The following is a 19,465-nucleotide window of genomic DNA, read 5'->3' on the forward strand; positions in this document are numbered from 1 at the left end:
GCTCACCAGCGACAAGGGCCCCAAGCCCGGCGAAGGCCCCTCGCCCGAGGAACGCGATGCGGGCTTCTACGACCTGCTGTTCATCGGCGAGGGCGCCAATGACGAGCGGATCGACTGCGTCGTCACCGGCGACAAGGATCCGGGCTATGGCTCGACCAGCAAGATGATCGCCGAGACGGCGCTGTGCCTGGTCGAGGATGTCGCGGGCGAAGGGGGGATCTGGACGCCCGGCGCGCTGATGGGGCAAGTGCTGGCCGACCGGCTGCAGGCGAAGGCGGGGCTGACGTTCCAGGCGGGGTGATCGCAGCCGTCGCCCCGGCGGAGGCCGGGGCCGCTGGAATGCGCGCGCGCGGCCGCGGCGCGCGCCATCTGGCCGGCCCCGGCCTACGCCGGGGCGACGATGGCGGTCGTCGGCCGCGCTACCGCTTCTTCCCCTGATGCCGGATGTTCGTCGGGCGTCCGCGATGCTTGATCACGCGCTTGGGGCGTCGCTCGTCGCTGTCGACGCGCGCGCCCCTGCCCTCGACCATTTCGAAGCGCAGCGCGCCCGACACCGGGTTGGCTTCCGCCAGCCGCAGCGGAAGCTTCTGCCCGCTGGCATAGACCGTCCCGCTCTGGTCGCCGATCAGCGTGCGGCTCGCTTCGTCGAAGCGGAAATACTCGCCGCCGATATCGCGCACCGGCATCAGCCCGTCGCCGCCGATGCCCTCGACCGTCGCGAAGAAGCCGAAATTTGTCACGCCGGTGATCCGCGTCTCGAGCACCTCGCCGACCTTCTCCGACAGATAGGCCGCGACATAGCGGTCGATCGTGTCGCGCTCGGCCTCCATCGCGCGGCGCTCGAGCATCGAGATGCTCTCGCCGATCTTCTCCATCGCCGCGGCTTCGCCTTCGGTCAGTCCGCCTGGGCCGAGATCGTAGGCCGACACCAGCGCGCGGTGGACGAGCAGATCGGCATAGCGCCGGATCGGCGAGGTGAAGTGGCCGTAGCTGCCGAGTGCGAGCCCGAAATGGCCCATATTGGCAGGGCTGTAATAAGCCTGCGTCTGCGTCCGCAGCACCTGCTCCATGATCTGCGGGCGTTCGTCGCGATCGATCACCTTGTCGAGGATGTGGTTGAAGGTGCGCGGCTGGACGACCTGGCCGAGCGCGAACTCGATCCCGAAGGTCTTGAGATAGTCCTTCAACGCGACGAGCTTCTCGCGGCCGGGCTGTTCGTGGACGCGGTACATGACGGGCGCCTTCTTCGCCTCGAGCGCCTTGGCCGCGGCGACGTTGGCGGCGATCATGTAATCCTCGATCAGCTTGTGCGCATCGAGCCGCTCGCGCGGGGCGACCGAGAGGATGCGGCCCTTCTCGTCGAGCATGACGCGGCGTTCGGGGAGATCGAGATCGAGCGGCGCGCGGGCGGTGCGGGCTTTGTTGAGCGCGTGCCAGCAGGACCAGAGGGGAAGGAGGGCGTGGAGGATTTCATCGCTGCCCGAATCCCCCTCCCGCTTGCGGGAGGGGTTAGGGGAGGGGCGTGCCTCAACCTCGTCGTCTCCCGCGCTGACAGGCCCTCCCCCGACCCCTCCCGCAAGCGGGAGGGGAGCAGTAAGGGCAGCGTGATGCGCATCCACCATCGCCTGCGCATCCTCATACGCCAGGTTCGCCGCAATCCGCACCACCGCGCGCGTAAAGCGCCAGCTCTTCAGCGCCCCATCCTTGCCGATCCGCAAATGGCACGCGAGCGCCGCCCGATCGACGCCCTCCTTCAGCGAACACATCTCGGCCGACAGGCTCTCGGGCAGCATCGGCACCACCCGGTCCGGAAAATACACGCTATTCCCACGCCGCCGCGCCTCGCGATCGAGGCTCGAGCCCGGGCGCACATAAAACGACACATCGGCAATCGCGACGATCGCCTTCCAGCCACCATCGTTCGAGGGATCGTCATCAGGCGCCGCCCACACCGCATCGTCATGATCGCGCGCATCGGCCGGGTCGATCGCGACGATCGGCAGATGGCGCAGATCCTCGCGCTTCTCGCCGAGCGGCTGCGCGGCAACGCGAACCGCCTCGTCGAGCGTCTCGGACGAAAAGACGTCCGGAATCCCAAGCTTGTGGATCGCGATCAGCGAGAAGCTGCGCGGCGCGAACGGATCGCCCAGCACCTGGGTCACGCGCACCGTCATGCGCGGTGGCCGCCCCGCCATCTCCGCCAGCACGAGGTCGCCGACCTGCGCCTCGCCCGCGTCGGACACCTGGAACTCGCGCCGCTCCTTCTTCTCGACGCCCTGCAGCCACAGCGTCTTGCCCTCCTGGCGCAGCACGCCGAGAACCAGCTCCTCGCCCTTGGGCAAGGTCTTCATCGGATGCGCGATCCAGCCCTGGCCGGCTTCCTCGGTCCGCGCGAGCACGCGGTCGCCGACGCCGAGCGCACCGTTCTTCTTCTCGCGCACGCGCAGTTTGGGCGCGGGCGTCGTCGCTTCCCAGCGCTCGGGTACCGCCCAGATATTGCCGCTGTCGTCGACATCGACGATCCGCAGCACCGTCACCTTCGGCACGCCACCCATTTTGTGAAACGCGCGGCCGGGGGCGCTGTCGATCAGCCCCTCATCGGCCATGTCCTTGAGCAGCGCTTTCAGCAGGATCTTGTCCTGCGCGGTCAGCCCGAAGGCGCGCGCGATCTCGCGCTTGCCCGCGGGCACGTCGCTTTCGGCGATGAAGGCGAGGATCTGGTCGCGGGTGGGCAGACCGGGGGTGCGCTTGATTGGCTTGGGCATCGCATAAGCGATACGCCACCCCGCGCCAAACGGCAAAGGGCGCGCCGTCCGATCCGAACGGCGCGCCCCTCCTCTGCCCTGCCCCGTCTCAGAACTTCTGCGAAATCCCGACCTTGGCGGTGAAGCCGAGCGGGCTCGCGGTGAACGGATCGTAATTCTGGTCGAGCCGCGCGAACGGCGGCGCCTTGTCGAAGATGTTGAGCGCCGACAGCGTGATCGCCGAACCCGTCCCGCGCAGCACCAGCCGATAGGTCGCATCGAAGGTGGTGAACGGCTTGATGGTCTTGCCCGCCGTCACCGACGCGCCCGCCAGCGCGCCCGTATTCGCGCCGAAGATCGCGGCGCCACGCTGGTCGGTATAGCCGTCGATGTAATTATACTGGACGCGCAGGCTGTGCCCGCCGACGGCACCCTGGACATAGGCGGTGCCTTTGATCTGCGGGATCGGATAGGCGGTGGTCTGGTAATTGAGCAACCCCACGCCATCGAAAGCAGGCTGGACGACCACGCCCTCGACCGTGATGTCCCTGGTCTTATACTCGATCACGTACGTGCCGTTGCCGCCGAATTCGAGGTTCGCCGCGCCGAGCCCGAAGCGATACGCCGCCTGCAGATCGAGCCCCGACGTCGTGACGTTGGCGCTGTTGATATTTTGCGTCCGCAGCCGCTGGACATTGGCGATGCCGCAGCCCGAGCCGGTAAAGGTAAAGCGCGCCTGGAGCGCGGCAAAGGTCGGATTGCCGCAATTGGCGGTGCCGCTCGCGCCGAACAACGCGGTGACCATCCCCTGGATCGGCTCGCCCTCGATCGGCCCCTTCAATTTGTAGCGATAATAATCGAGGCTCGCGCTGAAGCCGCCGCTGTGGAGCAGGAGGCCAGCACTGTAGGTCGTCGCCTTTTCGGGCGAGAGGTTGGGGTTGCCGTTGATATCGACCGCGCGGAACGACGTGCCGATGATCTGCAGCGCGGTCAGATTGCCCGACAATTGCTGTGCCGGCGGCCCGCGAAAGGTCGTCCCCGCCCCACCGCGCAGCGCCAGCCAGTCGGTCACCTGCAGCCGGATGCGCCCTTGCGGGTTGAAGGTCGAGCCGACCCGCCCGCCATAATCCTCATACCGCGCCGCGAGTTGCACATTGAGCCGGTCGAACACGGGCAGCTGCAGTTCGGCGAACACCGCCTTGATATCGTTGCTCGTCTTCAGATTGGCGTTGGTACCGAGGAAGCCGAGCGCGCCGGTCTGCTGCGTACAGGTCGCCGCCGGGTTGAGCGGCGAGCCCGGGCACGGATTGACCGCGATGTTGCTGTCATTGTTGTAGAGCACCGAATAGTCGTTCTTGCGATACTGCGTGCCGACCGCGAAGCTGAGGTCGCCGCCCGGCAGCCGCAGTCCGGTCTTGCCGCTCAACACCAGATCGCCGACCAGCAGCCGCGTGTCGTAGCGCGTGTTGGTGGTTCGGAAGAAATTGTCGAAGGTCGCCAGATCGTTGATCAACCCGGCGCCGGGGGTGAGGTTGTAGCCCGCCGGATTGCGCGTGCCGGCATAATTGGGGTTCGCCGTCCCGCTTACCCCGTTCGCCGCGACCGCGGTCGAGAAGGGGTTGAAGAAGGTGCAGCCATTGGTCCCGGCCAGCGCGGCGAGTTGCGCCGAGCTCAGCCCGGCGCGCGACTGCGGCGTCGCATAGGCGCAGTTCGCACCGCCAAAGCCCGCCAGCGCGTTCTGCAGCAGGTCGCCGAAGGTGTCGGTCCCCTCGCTCTCGCGATAATATTCGGAATAGGTGAAGCTGCCGGTCAGATTGAGATCGGGCGTCACGTCGTAGGAGAGATCGGCGGTGAAGCGCATCTCGTCGGAGACGCGCTTGCTGTACGCCGATCCGCGATCGTCGCCATTGCGACCGCGGAACAGCGGATTGCCGCCGAGCAAGGCCGGGCGGAACAGCACCGGGAAGGCGATTGCCGGCGCGAGTGGAACGCCGCCCGCGGTGATGCAGCCCGACGCCGCACCGTATAACGAACAGTAATCGCGCAACGCCGGGGCATAGGTCGGGATGACGAACAGCCCAGCGCCACCGCTCGCCGCGTTCACCGATGGCGGCAGCGTCGGCAGATAGGTCGGCGAGGTGGTGATCCGGGTCGAACTGTTGCCATACAGCGCGCTGGCCGAGAATTTGAGGGTGTCGGTCAGCTGGATCGAGGTCTCGACATAGGCCTGGATGCGATCCTCGGGCTCGACGAGATTGCCGAACTGGCCGTAATTGTTGAAGCAGCGGTCGGTCGTCGATCCCGCCTGGCTGCGGAACCCGCCAAGCGCCTCGCACCCGAGATCGCGGACGAAATTGGCCGAGCCGGCAAAGCCGAAATTGCCCGGATTGCCGCCGCCGGTATAGCCGCCCTGCGGGTTGTTGGCATAAGGCTGAATGGTGAAATCGCGATCGGTGGTGCGCAGTTCGGAACGGTGCTGATAGCCGACCGAGGCGAGGAAATGCAGCGCCCCGCCATTATGGCCGAAGCTCAGATTGGCGGTGTAGTCGCCGGTCGACCCGCGGATGTAGCGATAGTCCCCCGAGGCGAGGAAGCCCTTCTGATCGGTCCGCGTGATGAAATTGACCACGCCCGCGATCGCATCGGAGCCATAGGTCGCCGCCGCGCCGTCCTTGAGCACTTCGACCCGGCCGATCGCGCCCGAGGGGATCAGGTTGATATCGACGATCGGGATGCCGCCGCCGATCGGCACCAGCCGCTTGCCGTTGAGCAGGACGAGCGTGCGCTGCGGCCCGAGCCCGCGCAGATTGACCGAGGCGACGCCTTCATTGCCCTGGCTGCGGCTGTCGAACTGGTTGGCATCGCCGATCACGCCGCTCGAGGTCGGCAGGTTCTTGAGCAGGTCGACCGCGCTCGGCGTACCCTGTTTCGACAGTTCTTCGCTCGAAATAACATCGACCGGGATGGCGGCGTCCTCGGGCGTGCCGCGGATCAGCGATCCGGTGACGACGATGTCGGGGCCGGTGAGCTCCTCCACCGGCCCGCTCGGTCGCGGTGACGGTGGCGGCGTGGCCCCGATCTGCGCTGCGGCGGGCCATGCTAGGCCGACCGACAGCGCAAAAAAAGCGCACGACGTCACATGCCGCGAACGAGGCATCGCATCTCTCCCCTAATGGGTCAGAGCGCTGAACGGCTCCGTACCCGAAGCTCAAACTGACTCCGAAACGGTCCTAATGTCAAGTCGCACATGCGCTAATATGCCCTTGTTTCCGTAAGGGGAAATGCTCCTAAGGGATTTCACTAGGTCCAGGACGGCCAGAACCGATCCTCGAAGAGCCGCCACGTGCGACCACTGCAGCGGCGTCACGCACGCTTACAGGCGGCGCCCGCCCTTCCCGCGAAGAGAAAGCACCGCCCGCGTCTCTTGGTCCTTGATACGCCGGACGCGACGCGTCGCGCCCGTTCCGGCTCAGTAGCCGTTGAGCCGCGCGAAGCGCTCGCGGTGAAACGCCGCATTGCCCCACATCGTCTCGAGCACGCGCGCGCGCTTGAGGTAGAAGCCCGCGTCGTAATCGTCGGTCATGCCAATCCCGCCGTGGAGCTGGATCATCTCGCGGCTGACGAGGTGGAGCGTGTCGCTCGCCACCGCCTTGGCGAGGCTGACCGCCTGGTCGAGATCGGACCGCCCGGCATCGATCGCCTCGAGCGCGCCCTCGACGACCGAGCGCATCAGCTCGAGCTCGGTGAACATCTTCGCCATGCGGTGCTGGAGCGCCTGGAAGGTCGAGAGCTGCTGGCCAAACTGGACGCGCGTCTTGAGATAATCGTTGGTGGTGGCGAACGCCTGTTCGGCCATGCCGAGCATTTCCGCGCATACCGCCGCGGTTGCGCGATCGATTACCTGCGCCGTGAGCGTTGCGTCGCCCAGTTTCTCGGCCGGGGCGGCGTCGAACGTCACCTGCGCGTGGCTGCGCGAGTCGGCCATATGGCGCGGCGCGCGCGTCACGCCGGCATCGCCCGCGACGAGATACAGGCCGTCGGTCGTCGCGACGACGAAGACGCTGGCGCTGTCGCCCTCGGCGACGAACGCCTTGGTGCCGCTAAGCTTGCCGTCCACCACGCTGGTCGCGATCTTCGCGGGGTCATGCACCGGCCCCTCGTCGACCGCGAGCGTCGCGACGACCGCGCCGCTGGCGATCTGCGGCAGCCACTGCGCCCTGAGCGCCTCCGACCCGCCGAGCAGGATCGCGGTCGCCGCCGCTGAAGTCGACGCCAAGGGCGAGGCGGCGAGATTGCGGCCAAGCTGCTCGAGCACCAGCCCGAGCGAGAGATAGCCGAACGCCGTGCCGCCATGCTCTTCGGGGATGACGATGCCCGGCAGCCCCATCTCGCCAAGCGTCGCCCAGGCCGCGGGATCATAGCCCTCGGCGGGCGCCGCGGCGCGCATCTTGCGGAACGCACTGACGGGCGATTGCTCGTCGGACCATTCGCGCACCATGTCGCGGAGCATCGTCTGTTCGTCGTTGAGTACGGCCATGGTGCAGTCCCCGCTCGTGAAATGGGAAAACGGGGGAGGATGACTTAGGCCATCCTTCACCCCGCCCCTCTCCGGCCCGCCGGCAAACGCGCGCGGCAGCCTATCCTTGAATTACTGGTGGTCGAGCATCCCGAGGATGCGCTTCGAAATCACGTTGTTCTGGATCTCGGTCGATCCGCCATAGATCGACACCGCCTTGCCCCACAGCCAGGTGCGCGTCTGGGTCAGCTCGTCCTCACTGAAGCCCTCGCCTTCCCAGCCGAGCCCGGCCATCCCCATGATCTCGATCGACAGTTCGGCGCGATCCTGCGTGATCCGCGCGCCGACATTCTTCATGATCGAGGTGGCCGCCGACGGCCCCTGGTTCGACTTGGCTTCGAGCGCGGCGCGGCGCAGCGTCAGCGCGAAGGCGCGGCTGTCCATCTCGTGCCGCACGATCCGCATCCGCAGATCGGTGTCGGGAACGCGGCCCTGTTCGTCCTCGCCGCGATATTCCTTCGCGAGCTTCCCCATCGGCTTGCCCGCGAACAGCCGCGAAGCGCCACCGCCGCCGGACAGGCTGTTGCGCTCGTGCTGGAGCAACCGCGTGCCGATCTCCCAGCCCTGCCCTTCGCGCCCTACGAGGTTTCCCTTGGGCACCTTCACATCGGTGAAGAATGTCTCGCAGAACGGCGACTGGCCCGAGATCATCGCGATCGGCCGCACTTCGACGCCCGGCGCGGTCATGTCGAGCAGCAGGAAGCTGATGCCGCCATGCTTCTGGCTCTTGTCGGTGCGGACAAGCGCAAAGCATTTGTCGGCCCATTGCCCGCCCGAGGTCCAGGTCTTCTGGCCGTTGACGATGTAATGGTCGCCGGCATCCTGGGCGAAGGTCTGAACGTTGGCGAGGTCCGAGCCGGCGTTTGGCTCGCTATAGCCCTGGCACCAGCGCACCTGCCCCTTGGCGATCGCCGGGATATGCTCGTGCTTCTGCGCCTCGCTGCCATATTCAAGCAGGGTCGGGCCGAACATCATCACGCCCATGCCGCCGATCGGGTTCCACGCGCCCGCACGCGCCATTTCCTCGTTGAGGACGCGGATTTGCGCCTTGTCGAGACCGCCGCCGCCATAGGCCGCGGGCCAGCTCGGCACGCCCCAGCCCTTTTCGCCCATCGCGGCCTGCCACGCAGACTGGTCGGGCGAGAGCTCGGTCGGCCCTTCGAGTGCCGACAGCGCATTGTCCTTGCCCTTGAGCGACGCCGGGAAATTGGCGGCGAGCCACGCGCGGACTTCGCCACGAAACGCATCGAGAGGAGCTGCTGGAGCGTCGAGTTCGGGCGCGGTTGCCATGAAAGCTGTCCTCTCAGAACGAATCTGAAGATCGGGTATGGCCGCGCAATACGCCGGAATGCAGCGGATGGGAAGAGCCTGTGTTGCGCTTCGGTTCGCAACGACGTGCCTCCCCTCCCTGGAAGGGAGGGGCTGGGGGTGGGTCGGCTGATGGCGGGCGCCACGCGCGACAACGGGCCGACCCACCCCCGCCCCCTCCCTTCCAGGGAGGGGAGGCGCCCGCCGCGAGCGACAGCGACATCACGCCGCCGGGCCGCATGGTCGCGGTTGCGCGGGCGTAACGGCTGCCCCATGTCCCGTTGCGACCCGCAAAGGAGCCCGCGCCGATGATCGACCTGCATTACTGGCCCACGCCGAACGGCCACAAGGTCACGCTGTTTCTCGAAGAAGCCGGGATCGACTATCGCATCGTGCCGGTGAACATCGGCGCAGGCGAACAATTCCAGCCCGATTTCCTCAAGATCGCGCCCAACAACCGCATGCCCGCGATCGTCGATCATGACCCGGTGGGCGGCGGCGAACCGATCGCGATCTTCGAATCGGGCGCGATCCTGCTCTATCTTGCCGACAAATATGGCAGCTTCATCGGCATCGATCTGCGCGGGCGCACCGAGACGGTGCAATGGCTGATGTGGCAGATCGGCGGGCTCGGCCCGATGCTGGGGCAGAACCACCATTTCAGCGGCTATGCGCCCGAGAAGATTCCTTACGCGATCAACCGCTACGTCAACGAAACCAACCGGCTGTACGGCGTGCTCGATCGTCGGCTCGAGGGGCGCGACTTCATCACCGGCGAATATTCGATCGCCGATATGGCCTGTTATCCGTGGATCGTACCGTATGAGCGGCAGGGCCAGCGACTCGAGGACACGCCCAATCTGAAGCGATGGTTCGACGCGATCGCCGCGCGGCCGGCGACCGTCACGGCCTATGCCAAGGGAGCGGAAATCAGCGAGAACAAGCCGATGACCGAGGAGGCGAAGAAGGTTCTGTTCGGCCAGACGGCAAAGGTCTTGGGTTAACCCTTGATCCTCCCCCCGGGAACCGGGGGAGGGGGACCACCAGCCTCCTTCAGGCTGGTGGTGGAGGGGGCCGCCACACGCATAATGCTCGCGGACAGGCCCCCTCCGCCCGCTGCGCGAGGAGGATCCGCCGCATTCGAACATCGCGTATGGCCTTTCCTTCTGTCATCCTCTAGCGAATCGAACATCAAGACTTGCCGAGACCGCCAATGACCGCTGCCGAGATGCTTGCGAGCGACTTCGCCACCCTCCCCGACCTGATCCGCGCGCACGCCACCGAGCAAGGCGACAAGGTCGCGCTCGCCGAGGCTGGCGGCGAGCTCGACTACGCCAGCCTCGACGCGCTGATCGACCGCATCGCCGCCGCGCTCCAGCGCGACGGCGTGACGCAAGGCCAAGCGGTCGCGATCGTCGCCTCGGCCAGCATCGATTATGCCGCGGTGTTCCTCGGTGCGCTCCGCGCCGGTTGCCTCGCCACCCCGATCGCGCCGTCGGGCACGCCCGAGAGCATCGTCGCGATGATCGCCGATTGCGCCGCGCCGATCACCTTCGTCGATATGGACGCCGCCACCGCGCTCGCCGGGCAGCATATCCCGGGCAAGCTGGTCCGCCTCAAATCGCTCGGGAACTGGCTCGCGCCCGAGGGTGCCACCCCCGCGCCCGTCACGATCCGGCCCGAAGACGGCTTCAACATCATCTATTCGTCGGGCACCACCGGCACGCCCAAAGGCATCGTCCAGAGCCATACGATGCGCTGGGCGCATATCCACCGCAACGAGGCCGCGGGTTTCGCCACCGCGGTGACGATGATCGCCACCCCGCTCTATTCGAACACCACGCTGGTCAGCTTCCTGCCGACGCTCGGCTGGGGCGGCACCGTCGTGCTGATGAAGAAGTTCGACGCGCGCGGCTATCTTACGCTCGCCGAGCGGCACCGCGCAACGCACACGATGCTGGTGCCGGTGCAATATCAGCGGCTGATGGCGCTCCCCGATTTCGATAGGTTCGACCTGTCGAGCTTCCGCTTCAAGACCTGCACCTCCGCCCCCTTCTCGGCAGCGCTGAAAGCCGATATCCTCGCGCGCTGGCCGGGGCTGCTGGTCGAATATTACGGCATGACCGAGGGCGGCGGAACCTGCCTGCTTGTCGCCAACGGCTTTCCCGACAAGCTCCACACCGTCGGCCGCCCGGTCGAGGGCCACGACATCCGCCTGATCGACGACGACGGCAACGAGGTCCCACAGGGCGAGATGGGCGAAGTCGTCGGCCGTTCGCCAGCGATGATGACGGGCTATTTCGGCCGCAGCGAGGCCACCGCCGCAGCCGAATGGCACGATGCCGAGGGCAACCGCTACATCCGCCATGGCGACGTCGGACGCTTCGACGAGGACGGGTTCCTGACGCTGCTCGATCGCAAGAAGGATCTGATCATCTCGGGCGGGTTCAACATCTACCCGACCGATCTCGAGGCGGTCCTGTCGCAGCACCCAGCGGTCGCGGATTGCAGCGTGATCGGCGTGCCGTCCGAGGCGTGGGGCGAAACGCCGGTCGGCTTCTACGTCGCCCACACCGGGTTCGATGCGAGCATCGCGGAGATCCTCGACTGGACCAACGGGCAGCTCGGCAAGACCCAACGCCTGTCGGCACTCCACGCGATCGACGAACTGCCGCGCAGCGCGATCGGTAAAGTGCTCAAGCGGACGCTGCGCGAGCAGCTGGCATGACGCCGATCCGCGACATCCTCGCCGCCGCGACGCCGATCGCGGGTGGCTTCCGCGCCGAGATCCCGAGCGACTGGCTGCAGGGCCGCACCGCCTATGGCGGCCTGTCGAGCGCGCTCGCGCTGCATGCGGCACAGGGGATCGAGCCCGATCTCCCGGCGCTGCGCTCGGCGCAGATCTCGTTCATCGGTCCGCTCGCGGGCGCGGTCAGCGTCACCGCGACCAAGCTGCGCCGCGGCCGGACAGCTGCCTTCATCCAGGCCGATATCGTCTCGGAAGCGGGGCTCGGCTATCGCGCGATGTTCGTGTTCATGGCCGAGCAGCCATCGCGGATCGAGCTCAAGGGTGGCCTAGCCCGCCCGCTCCCGCCGCCCGCGCCGGATGCGCAGCTCTACACCGGGCCCGACGATTTCTTCACCGGCAATTTCAACTTCCTCGACCTCAAGGAAGAAGCCAAAGGCGAGGCCGAATGGCTGCGCTGGGCACGGCTGCGCGATTCCGCCGGGATCGACCCGATGGTCGAGGTGCTCGCGCTCGCCGACGCGCTCCCGCCCGCGGCGTTCAAGCTGTTCGGCAAGGACTTCGTGCCGCTGTCGTCGCTAACCTGGATCGTCAATCTGCTGACCCCGACGCCGGCCACGACCGACGGCTGGTGGCTGCTCTCGGCAGAGTCGCAGCATGCGGTCAATGGCGGCTCGAGCCAAAGCATGATGCTGTGGAACGCCGACGGCGTGCCGGTGGCGCAAGGAATGCAGAGCGTGGCGATCTTCGGATAAAGCGCGCCGTGTTTCCCTCCCCTCCCTGGAAGGGAGGGGGTTGGGGGTGGGTCGGTCTAGGGCGGGTGTCGCGCGCTCCACGCCCCCCCCACCCCCAGCCCCTCCTATCCAGGGGGGGGAGAGAGAATTGCGACATCTTGCGACACTTTGCCGCCACCACCGGCACACACGCGCGACAGAGTCTCCTACATAACAGGCTCAAGGAACGGCGCCCCGCCCAGCCAGCAAGGAGTTTTCCGGCATGTCCTTCACGCGTTTTCTCGTCGCGACGACGGTCGCCGCGCTGGCGACAGCCGCTGCGGTGGCGCAGGGCGGCGGCGGCATGTTCCGCAGCGCCGACAGCAATGGCGACGGCCTGATCTCGCACGCCGAGGCGACCGCGCAGGCCAATATCCGCTTCGACGCGATGGACCGCAACAAGGATGGCGTGCTCACCACCGACGAGCTGACCGGGCCGGGCAGCCGCATGATGACGCGCGCCGACACCGATGGCGACGGCAAGGTGACCCGCGCCGAATTCCTGGCGCAGGCCGACATGCGCTTCAACCGGATGGACGCGAACAAGGACGGCCAGATTTCCAAGGAAGAAGTCGCCGCCTGGATGGATTCGATGCGCGGCCCCGGCGGCCCGGCGGGGGCTAACGGCCGCCCCGGGCGCAGCGACCCCGCCGACGCGATCGCGCCACCACCGGCTTCGGCGCCTGCGCCGACGTCGCCCGCTTCCCCCCCTCCGAGCCAGTAATCCCCCCTGGCCCGGCCGCCGGGCGAGCCGCCCCCCGCTCGCCCGGCACCCTCCTTTCCGCGGGCGCCTGTTCCGAAGGGCAGATCATGCTAAGCAGCGACACCATGGGAGACACACCGCACCTGTTGCTCGTCGACGACGAACGTTCGATCCGCGAGCCGCTCGCGCAATATCTCACCCGCCAGGGCTTCCGCGTGACGCAGGCTGGCGATGCCGAGGGCGCGCGCGCGCGGATGACGGCCTATGCGATCGACCTCGTCATCCTCGACATCATGATGCCGGGCGAAGACGGCCTGTCGCTCACCCGCCACATCCGCGAGAGCGGCGAGATCCCCGTCATCCTGCTCACCGCGCGGACCGAGGAGACCGACCGGATCGTCGGGCTCGAGATGGGCGCCGACGATTATGTCGTGAAGCCCTTCTCGCCGCGCGAACTGGCGGCGCGCGTCAAGGTCATCCTGCGCCGCGCAGCGGCAGGCGGCACGCGCCAGCATGCGCCCGAAAGCGGATCGTTCGCCTTTGCCGGCTGGGTGCTCAAATCGGGCGAGCGCACCCTCGTCGACCGCGAAGGCGTGTCGGTGCCGCTCTCGACCGGCGAATATAACCTCCTCCACGCGCTCGTCACGCGCCCGCGCCAGGTGCTGACGCGCGACCAGCTGCTCGATCTGACGCAGGGCCGCGAGGCCGCCGCATTCGACCGCGCGATCGACAATCAGATCAGCCGGCTGCGGCGCAAGATCGAGGCCGACGCCAAGGCGCCCGAGCTGATCAAGACGGTGTGGGGCGGCGGCTATACGCTCGCGGCCGAAGTGACGCGCCTTTGACGGCGCCGCGCCTGCGGGTGATGCCGCGCAGCCTGTCGGGGCAGATGGCGCTGCTCATCGCGATCGCGCTGTTCGTCGCGCAGGCGATCAATTTCACGCTCGCGCTGCAGGACCGCCGCCGCGCGCGGCTCGACCAGGCGACCGGCCCGGTGGTGACGCGGATCGTCGATGCCGACGAACGGATCGCGGCGGGGCGGCATGTCGGCAACGGATCGGGCTGGAGCCGAATCCATCTCGCGCCGAGCTCGCCGATCCAGCCGAGCGGCGAGCATGTCGCCGAGGTCGAAACCGCGTTGCGCACCGCGCTGTCCGAAGCCGGGGTCAAGGTCTCGCGGATCCAGACGCAGGTCATGCCGATCCAGCGCGACGACCCGCGGCTGCGCTATGTCAGCGCGCAACGCGTCGAGCGCTTGTTGCGCGCCGGTGCCGAGCTGCAGGTCGCGGTCGAACGCCCCGCCGGGCAATGGCTGGTGCTCAGCCTGCCGTGGACGCGCGACAATTCGGACATTTTCTGGCGGCTGATCGCCCAGACCGCGATCCTCTACATCGTCGTCCTGGTGCCCTTGCTGTGGGCCGGGCGGCGGATTTCGCGCCCGTTGCGCGGCCTTGCCGAAGCCGCGCGCAGCTTCCAGCCGGGCGCCGCCGCCGATCCGGTCGCCGCCGCCGGGCCACAGGACGTGCGCGACGTGATCGCCGCGTTCAACGCGCTGCGGCTGCGCGTCACCGCGATGCTCGACGAGAAGGACCGGATGCTCGGCGCGATCGGGCATGACCTGCGCACCCCGCTCGCCTCGCTGCGCGTCCGCGTCGAGTCGGTCGACGACGATGCCGACCGCGCCAAGATGGCCGAGACGATCGCCGAGATGAACCGGATGCTCGACGACATCCTGTCGCTCGCCCGGCTCGGGCGGCCGAGCGAGCCGCCGACCGAGGTCGATCTGGCGGCGCTGGTCGATGCCGTGGTCGAGGATTTCCGCGAGATCGGGCGCGAGGTCGTGTTCGAGGAGAGCCCGCGCATCCGGATGCGGCTGCGCCCCGGCCTGATGCGGCGGGCGCTGCGCAACCTGATCGAGAATGCGCTGAAATATGCCGGTGCAGTCGAGGTCAGCGTCGAAGCGGGCGCGCATTCGGTGGCGGTCCTGGTCTGCGACCGCGGGCCCGGCATTCCCGCCGATCGGCTCGGCGACGTGTTCGAGGCGTTCACCCGGCTCGAGACCTCGCGCAACAAGGAGACCGGCGGGATCGGGCTCGGCCTTGCGCTCGCGCGGACGATCGTGCGCGATGCCGGCGGCGACATCACGCTCGCCAATCGCGACGGCGGCGGGCTGATCGCGCGGATCACGCTGGCGCGCTGACCCCGGCGACGGATTGTCTCTGCAGAGGATCGCGATCAAGCATCAGGCCGGCGCTGCGGTTGCCGGCTGACGCCCGCGCGTTCGCGCCGCCCGCGGGTTGCGCGCAACGGGCAAGACGGGCACGATCCCGCCATCCTACCTTGCGCGTGCCCTCCTCTTGCTTCGCCCGGTCTTGGGCGTCGCGATTCGACCAGCGACAGGGCCTTCGCGTGGAGAGTATCATCGATGTGGCTGTTCGACCGTTTCGCCAAGAACCTCGTCAAGCGCGGCGAACTGACGATCATCGACGCCGACGGCAAGCGCTATCAGTACGGGACGCCCGACCCCGCCTTCAGGCCGGTTACGCTGCGCTTCGCCGACAAGAACGTCGCGACCTATATCGCGCGCCACCCGCGGCTCGGCGCCGCGCTTGCCTGGATGGACGGACGGCTGCTCGTCGATGATGACGACATTGCCGGAATGATCGACCTGATCCGCGGCAATGGCCGCTGGGAAGACGGGCGGAGCACGCTCGGCACCAAGAACCCGGTCAAGCTCGCCTGGGCGGCGAGCACCGCGCGGCTGCGGCAGCTCAACCGCATCGCCAAGTCGAAGCAGAACGTCGCGCACCATTACGACATCGGCGACCGGCTCTACGATCTCTTCCTCGACGCCGACCGCCAATATAGCTGCGCCTATTTCACCGACGAGGACAACACCCTCGAGCAGGCGCAGCTCGACAAGAAGGCGCATATCGCCGCCAAACTGCAGCTGCGGCCGGGGCAGCGCGTGCTCGATATCGGCTGCGGCTGGGGCGGGATGGCGCTGTATCTCAACCGCGTCGCGGATGTGGACGTGCTCGGCATCACGCTGTCGGAAGAACAGCTCAAGATCGCAAGGCGCCGCGCCGAGGAAGCGGGCGTCGCCGATCGCGTGAAATTCGAGCTGATCGACTATCGCGAGCTGACCGGCCGGTTCGACCGGATCGTCTCGGTCGGGATGTTCGAGCATGTCGGCGTGCCCAACTACCGCACCTTCTTCCACAAATGCCGTGCTTTGCTCGAGGAGGACGGCGTGATGCTGCTCCACACGATCGGCCGGATGGGCGGCCCGGGGCAGACCGATCCCTTCACCGCGAAATACATCTTCCCCGGTGGCTACAACCCGGCGCTGTCCGAGATCGTCGGCGCGAGCGAATCGGTCCGGCTGATCACCGCCGATGTCGAGACCCTCCGCGTCCATTACGCGCTGACGATCCGCCATTGGTACGACCGCACGCGCGCCAATCGCGACAAGATCGAGGCGATGTTCGACGCGCGCTTCTATCGGATGTGGGTGTTCTACCTCGCCGGGGCGATGGCGGCGTTCAAGCATGGCGTGATGTGCAATTACCAGCTCCAGCTGATCCGCGACCGCCGCGCGCTGCCGCTGACGCGGGGGTATATCGCCGAGGCCGAAGCTAGGTTGCAGGGCGCCGAAGCGGCGCCGTTGCCCGAGCCTGCCTTGCCATGATACGCTAGCGTCACGATCCGGGGGGACGATCATGACGTATCGGCTGGTTCTCGCAGCAGTGCTGATGGCAGGCGGCGGGCTTGCCTCGGCGCAGACCACAGATGTCGCCGTGAAAGAGATCACGCAGGCCGAAGACGCCTGGCGACAGGCGCGGATCCACGCTGACCTCGACTTTCTCGAAGCCTTTTACGCCAAGGAAGGGCGGATCCAGGACATGACCGGCGCGGTCAAGACGCGTGCCGAGGATATCGACGTGTTCAGGACCGGCAAGATCAAGCCGAAATTCATCGATCACGGCAAGCTCGACATCGCCGTCTATGGCACTGCCGCGGTCGTCACCGGGGTCGATCACCTCGGCGGCACCGCCTTCGGGCAGTATGGCGAGATGTATCTGCGTTTCACCGATGTCCTGGTGAAGCGCGATGGCCGCTGGCAGTTGGTCGTCCAGCAGGCCACCCCGACGACGGGCTTTTAACGCGTACGCCGACCTGATCGACGATCAGGCGACCGCGACAATCTCGATCGCCTCGTCCTTGCCCGCAAAATCGACCCGCTCGCCGACCTCCGCGCCGATCAGCGCGCGCGCCAGCGGCGCCTGATAGCCGATCTTCCCTGCCGCCGGATCGGCCTCGTCGCCACCGACGATCTCGACGCTGCGCTCGGCGCCGTTGAGGCGGTACGTCACGCTGCTGCCGATGCCGACCTCACCCTCAGCCGGCGCCGCTACCACCTCGGCGGTCGTCTGACGCGTGTGCCAGTAGCGCAGCTCGCGCAGCGCCGCGTCGCGGTCCTCGACCGATGCGCCCGCCACCGCCGCCTCGAGCTCGACCACCTTCGCCCCGATCAGCGCCAACCCGCGCGGCGTCACCAGGTTCGGCCCCGGCGCGATCGGCCGTTCGAACTTGGGTTCCATATGTTCTTCGTCGCTCTCGCGGCGGAAGGCGACGCTCATTTAGGCTCTCCACAGGCTTTGTTGCACAACGTCGTGGCGGACACTTGGGTGCAACGCAACAATCTGCTACGGCCCGCCGATGCTGAATATCAATGGTATCACGGTGCGCCTCGGTGGGCGCGCGATCCTCGACGGTGCGAGCGCGGCGCTGCCGCCCAAGAGCCGCGTCGGCCTGATCGGGCGCAACGGCGCCGGCAAGTCCACGCTGATGAAGGTCATGATCGGCCAGCTCGAGCCCGATCTCGGCGAGATCGAGATGCCGCGCGGCACGCGCATCGGCTATATCGCGCAGGAAGCCCCCTCGGGCACCACCACCCCGGTCGAGGCCGTGCTCGCCGCCGATACCGAGCGCGCATCGCTCCTGGAAGAGGCCGAGACCTGCGAGGATCCCGACCGCATGGGGGTCATCTACGAGCGCCTGACCGCGATCGACGCGTACACCGCCCCTGCCCGCGCCGCGCGCATCCTCGTCGGCCTCGGCTTCGACGAGGAAATGCAGGGCCGCCCGCTCGATTCCTATTCGGGCGGCTGGAAGATGCGCGTCGCGCTCGCGGCGCTGCTCTTCTCCGAGCCCGATCTGCTGCTGCTCGACGAGCCGTCGAACCATCTCGATCTCGAAGCGACGCTGTGGCTCGAGAACTTCCTCAAATCCTATCCGGCGATGATGGTCGTCATCAGCCACGAGCGTGATCTGCTCAACAACGTGGTGGACACGATCCTCCATCTCGAGGGCGGCAAGGTCCATCTCTACACCGGCGGTTACGACAGTTTCGAGCGCCAGCGCGCCGAGCGCGTCGCGCAGCTCGCCGCCGCCAAGGCCGCGCAGGACACGCAGCGCGCCAAGCTCAGCGAATATATCGCCAAGAACTCGGCCCGCGCCTCGACTGCGAAACAGGCGCAGAGCCGCCAAAAGATGCTCGCCAAGATGCAGCCGATCGCCTCGATGGCCGAGGATCCGACGCTGTCGTTCGAATTCCCGAGCCCGGAAGAACTGCGCCCGCCGCTGATCACGCTCGACATGGCAGCGGTCGGTTATGCCGAGAAGCCGATCCTCCAGCGGCTCAACCTGCGACTCGATCCCGACGACCGCGTCGCCCTCCTGGGCCGCAACGGCAACGGCAAGACCACGCTCGCGCGCCTGCTCGCCGCGCAATTGCCGACGATGGACGGCGCGATGAATGCCAGCGGCAAGATGCGCGTCGGCTATTTCACCCAGTATCAGGTCGAGGAACTCGACGGCGACGATACCCCGCTCGAGCACATGACCCGCATGATGTCGGGCAAGACGCCCGGCGCGGTCCGCGCGCAGCTCGGCCGGTTCGGTTTCTCGGGCGTCAAGGCGACGCAGAAGGTCGGCAAGCTCTCGGGCGGCGAACGCGCGCGTCTGGCGCTCGCGCTGATCACCCGCGACGCGCCGCACATGCTGATCCTCGACGAGCCGACGAACCATCTGGACGTCGATGCGCGGGAGGCCCTCGTCCAGGCGCTCAACGCCTATGACGGCGCGGTCATCCTCGTCAGCCATGATCGCCACATGGTCGAGCTGACCGCCGATCGGCTCGTGCTGGTCGATAACGGCACGGCGAAGGAATATGCCGGCAGCATGGAGGATTACATCGCCTTCGTGCTCTCGGGCGACGGCGGGGGCGAAGGCGCCAAGGCCAAGGCCGCCAAGAAGGACGACAAGCCGCAGCTGAGCGCCGCCGCGGTCGCGCTGCAGAAGCGTGCTCACGAGGCCGAAGCGCTCGTCGCCAAGCTGACCAAGCAGCGCGACGCGATCGACCGCGCGATGCTCGATCCGAGCACGGCCGAGGCCTGGCTCGCACGGCTCAGCCCGGCTGACCTCGTCAAGCAGCACGCACAGATCTCGAAGAAGCTCGATGCCGCCGAGGCGGTGTGGTTCGAGATCAGCGAATCGCTAGAAATGGCAGCAGCTTAACCGCAATCAACGACGTTTCCTTACGGATGTGCA

At 67.3% G+C, this 19,465-nt stretch carries 14 protein-coding genes and 1 pseudogene; 10 read left to right on the top strand and 5 right to left on the bottom strand.

What is annotated here, in order from left to right:
* A pseudogene (locus tag EAH76_RS17355) lies at positions 1–301 on the top strand (saccharopine dehydrogenase); the annotation flags it as partial.
* A gap of 118 nt (positions 302–419) precedes the next feature.
* Here EAH76_RS17355 and EAH76_RS17360 read toward each other — a convergent pair.
* The 4 genes from EAH76_RS17360 to EAH76_RS17375 all read right to left on the bottom strand — a co-directional run bounded on the left by EAH76_RS17360 (position 420) and on the right by EAH76_RS17375 (position 8,610).
* Entirely contained in the window at positions 420–2,765 is a 2,346-nt protein-coding gene (locus EAH76_RS17360; protein WP_140851547.1) for a ribonuclease R family protein, read from the bottom strand.
* Positions 2,766–2,853: 88 nt separating this feature from the next.
* On the bottom strand, positions 2,854–5,901 hold the full coding sequence (locus tag EAH76_RS17365; protein WP_140851548.1) for a TonB-dependent receptor plug domain-containing protein: 3,048 nt from the start codon (positions 5,899–5,901) through the stop codon (positions 2,854–2,856).
* A gap of 312 nt (positions 5,902–6,213) precedes the next feature.
* The gene (locus EAH76_RS17370; RefSeq protein WP_140851549.1) at positions 6,214–7,281 is read right to left on the bottom strand and encodes an acyl-CoA dehydrogenase family protein; all 1,068 of its coding nucleotides are present in this window, start codon (positions 7,279–7,281) and stop codon (positions 6,214–6,216) included.
* A 111-nt stretch (positions 7,282–7,392) separates the two neighbouring features.
* Positions 7,393–8,610, bottom strand: coding sequence for an acyl-CoA dehydrogenase family protein (locus EAH76_RS17375; RefSeq protein ID WP_140851550.1), 1,218 nt, complete (start codon positions 8,608–8,610; stop codon positions 7,393–7,395).
* 326 nt (positions 8,611–8,936) lie between these two features.
* On the opposite strand from EAH76_RS17375, the gene EAH76_RS17380 reads away from it, so the two are divergent.
* The 8 genes from EAH76_RS17380 (at position 8,937) to EAH76_RS17415 (ending at position 17,016) form a co-directional block, all read left to right on the top strand.
* A complete protein-coding gene (locus EAH76_RS17380) occupies positions 8,937–9,632 on the top strand; it encodes a glutathione S-transferase N-terminal domain-containing protein (RefSeq protein WP_140851551.1) in 696 nt (231 codons plus the stop codon).
* A 209-nt stretch (positions 9,633–9,841) separates the two neighbouring features.
* The gene (locus EAH76_RS17385) at positions 9,842–11,356 is read left to right on the top strand and encodes a class I adenylate-forming enzyme family protein (RefSeq protein WP_140851552.1); all 1,515 of its coding nucleotides are present in this window, start codon (positions 9,842–9,844) and stop codon (positions 11,354–11,356) included.
* Positions 11,353–12,129, top strand: coding sequence for a thioesterase family protein (locus EAH76_RS17390; protein ID WP_140851553.1), 777 nt, complete (start codon positions 11,353–11,355; stop codon positions 12,127–12,129). The genes EAH76_RS17385 and EAH76_RS17390 overlap by 4 nt, the downstream gene beginning before the upstream one ends.
* A 241-nt stretch (positions 12,130–12,370) precedes the next feature.
* Entirely contained in the window at positions 12,371–12,871 is a 501-nt protein-coding gene (locus tag EAH76_RS17395) for an EF-hand domain-containing protein (RefSeq protein ID WP_140851554.1), read from the top strand.
* A gap of 104 nt (positions 12,872–12,975) precedes the next feature.
* Positions 12,976–13,695 carry a response regulator gene (locus EAH76_RS17400; RefSeq protein WP_140851737.1) on the top strand — a complete coding sequence of 240 codons (720 nt, stop codon included), beginning with the start codon at positions 12,976–12,978 and terminating at the stop codon, positions 13,693–13,695.
* 44 nt (positions 13,696–13,739) lie between these two features.
* A complete protein-coding gene (locus EAH76_RS17405) occupies positions 13,740–15,050 on the top strand; it encodes a sensor histidine kinase (protein WP_194151039.1) in 1,311 nt (436 codons plus the stop codon).
* 225 nt (positions 15,051–15,275) lie between these two features.
* A complete protein-coding gene (locus EAH76_RS17410; protein WP_140851555.1) occupies positions 15,276–16,541 on the top strand; it encodes an SAM-dependent methyltransferase in 1,266 nt (421 codons plus the stop codon).
* Between the two features lie 31 nt (positions 16,542–16,572).
* Complete coding sequence (locus EAH76_RS17415; RefSeq protein WP_140851556.1) at positions 16,573–17,016, top strand: nuclear transport factor 2 family protein; 444 nt, start codon at positions 16,573–16,575, stop codon at positions 17,014–17,016.
* 24 nt (positions 17,017–17,040) lie between these two features.
* On the opposite strand, the gene EAH76_RS17420 is transcribed toward EAH76_RS17415, so the two are convergent.
* The gene (locus EAH76_RS17420; protein WP_140851557.1) at positions 17,041–17,493 is read right to left on the bottom strand and encodes a GreA/GreB family elongation factor; all 453 of its coding nucleotides are present in this window, start codon (positions 17,491–17,493) and stop codon (positions 17,041–17,043) included.
* Between the two features lie 79 nt (positions 17,494–17,572).
* Here EAH76_RS17420 and EAH76_RS17425 point away from each other — a divergent pair, with 79 nt between their 5' ends.
* Complete coding sequence (locus EAH76_RS17425; RefSeq protein ID WP_140851558.1) at positions 17,573–19,432, top strand: ABC-F family ATP-binding cassette domain-containing protein; 1,860 nt, start codon at positions 17,573–17,575, stop codon at positions 19,430–19,432.
* The last annotated feature ends 33 nt before the right edge of the window (positions 19,433–19,465 follow it).

Source organism: Sphingomonas glacialis (assembly GCF_006439055.1).
In the GTDB taxonomy this organism is placed as follows: domain Bacteria; phylum Pseudomonadota; class Alphaproteobacteria; order Sphingomonadales; family Sphingomonadaceae; genus Sphingomonas; species Sphingomonas glacialis_A.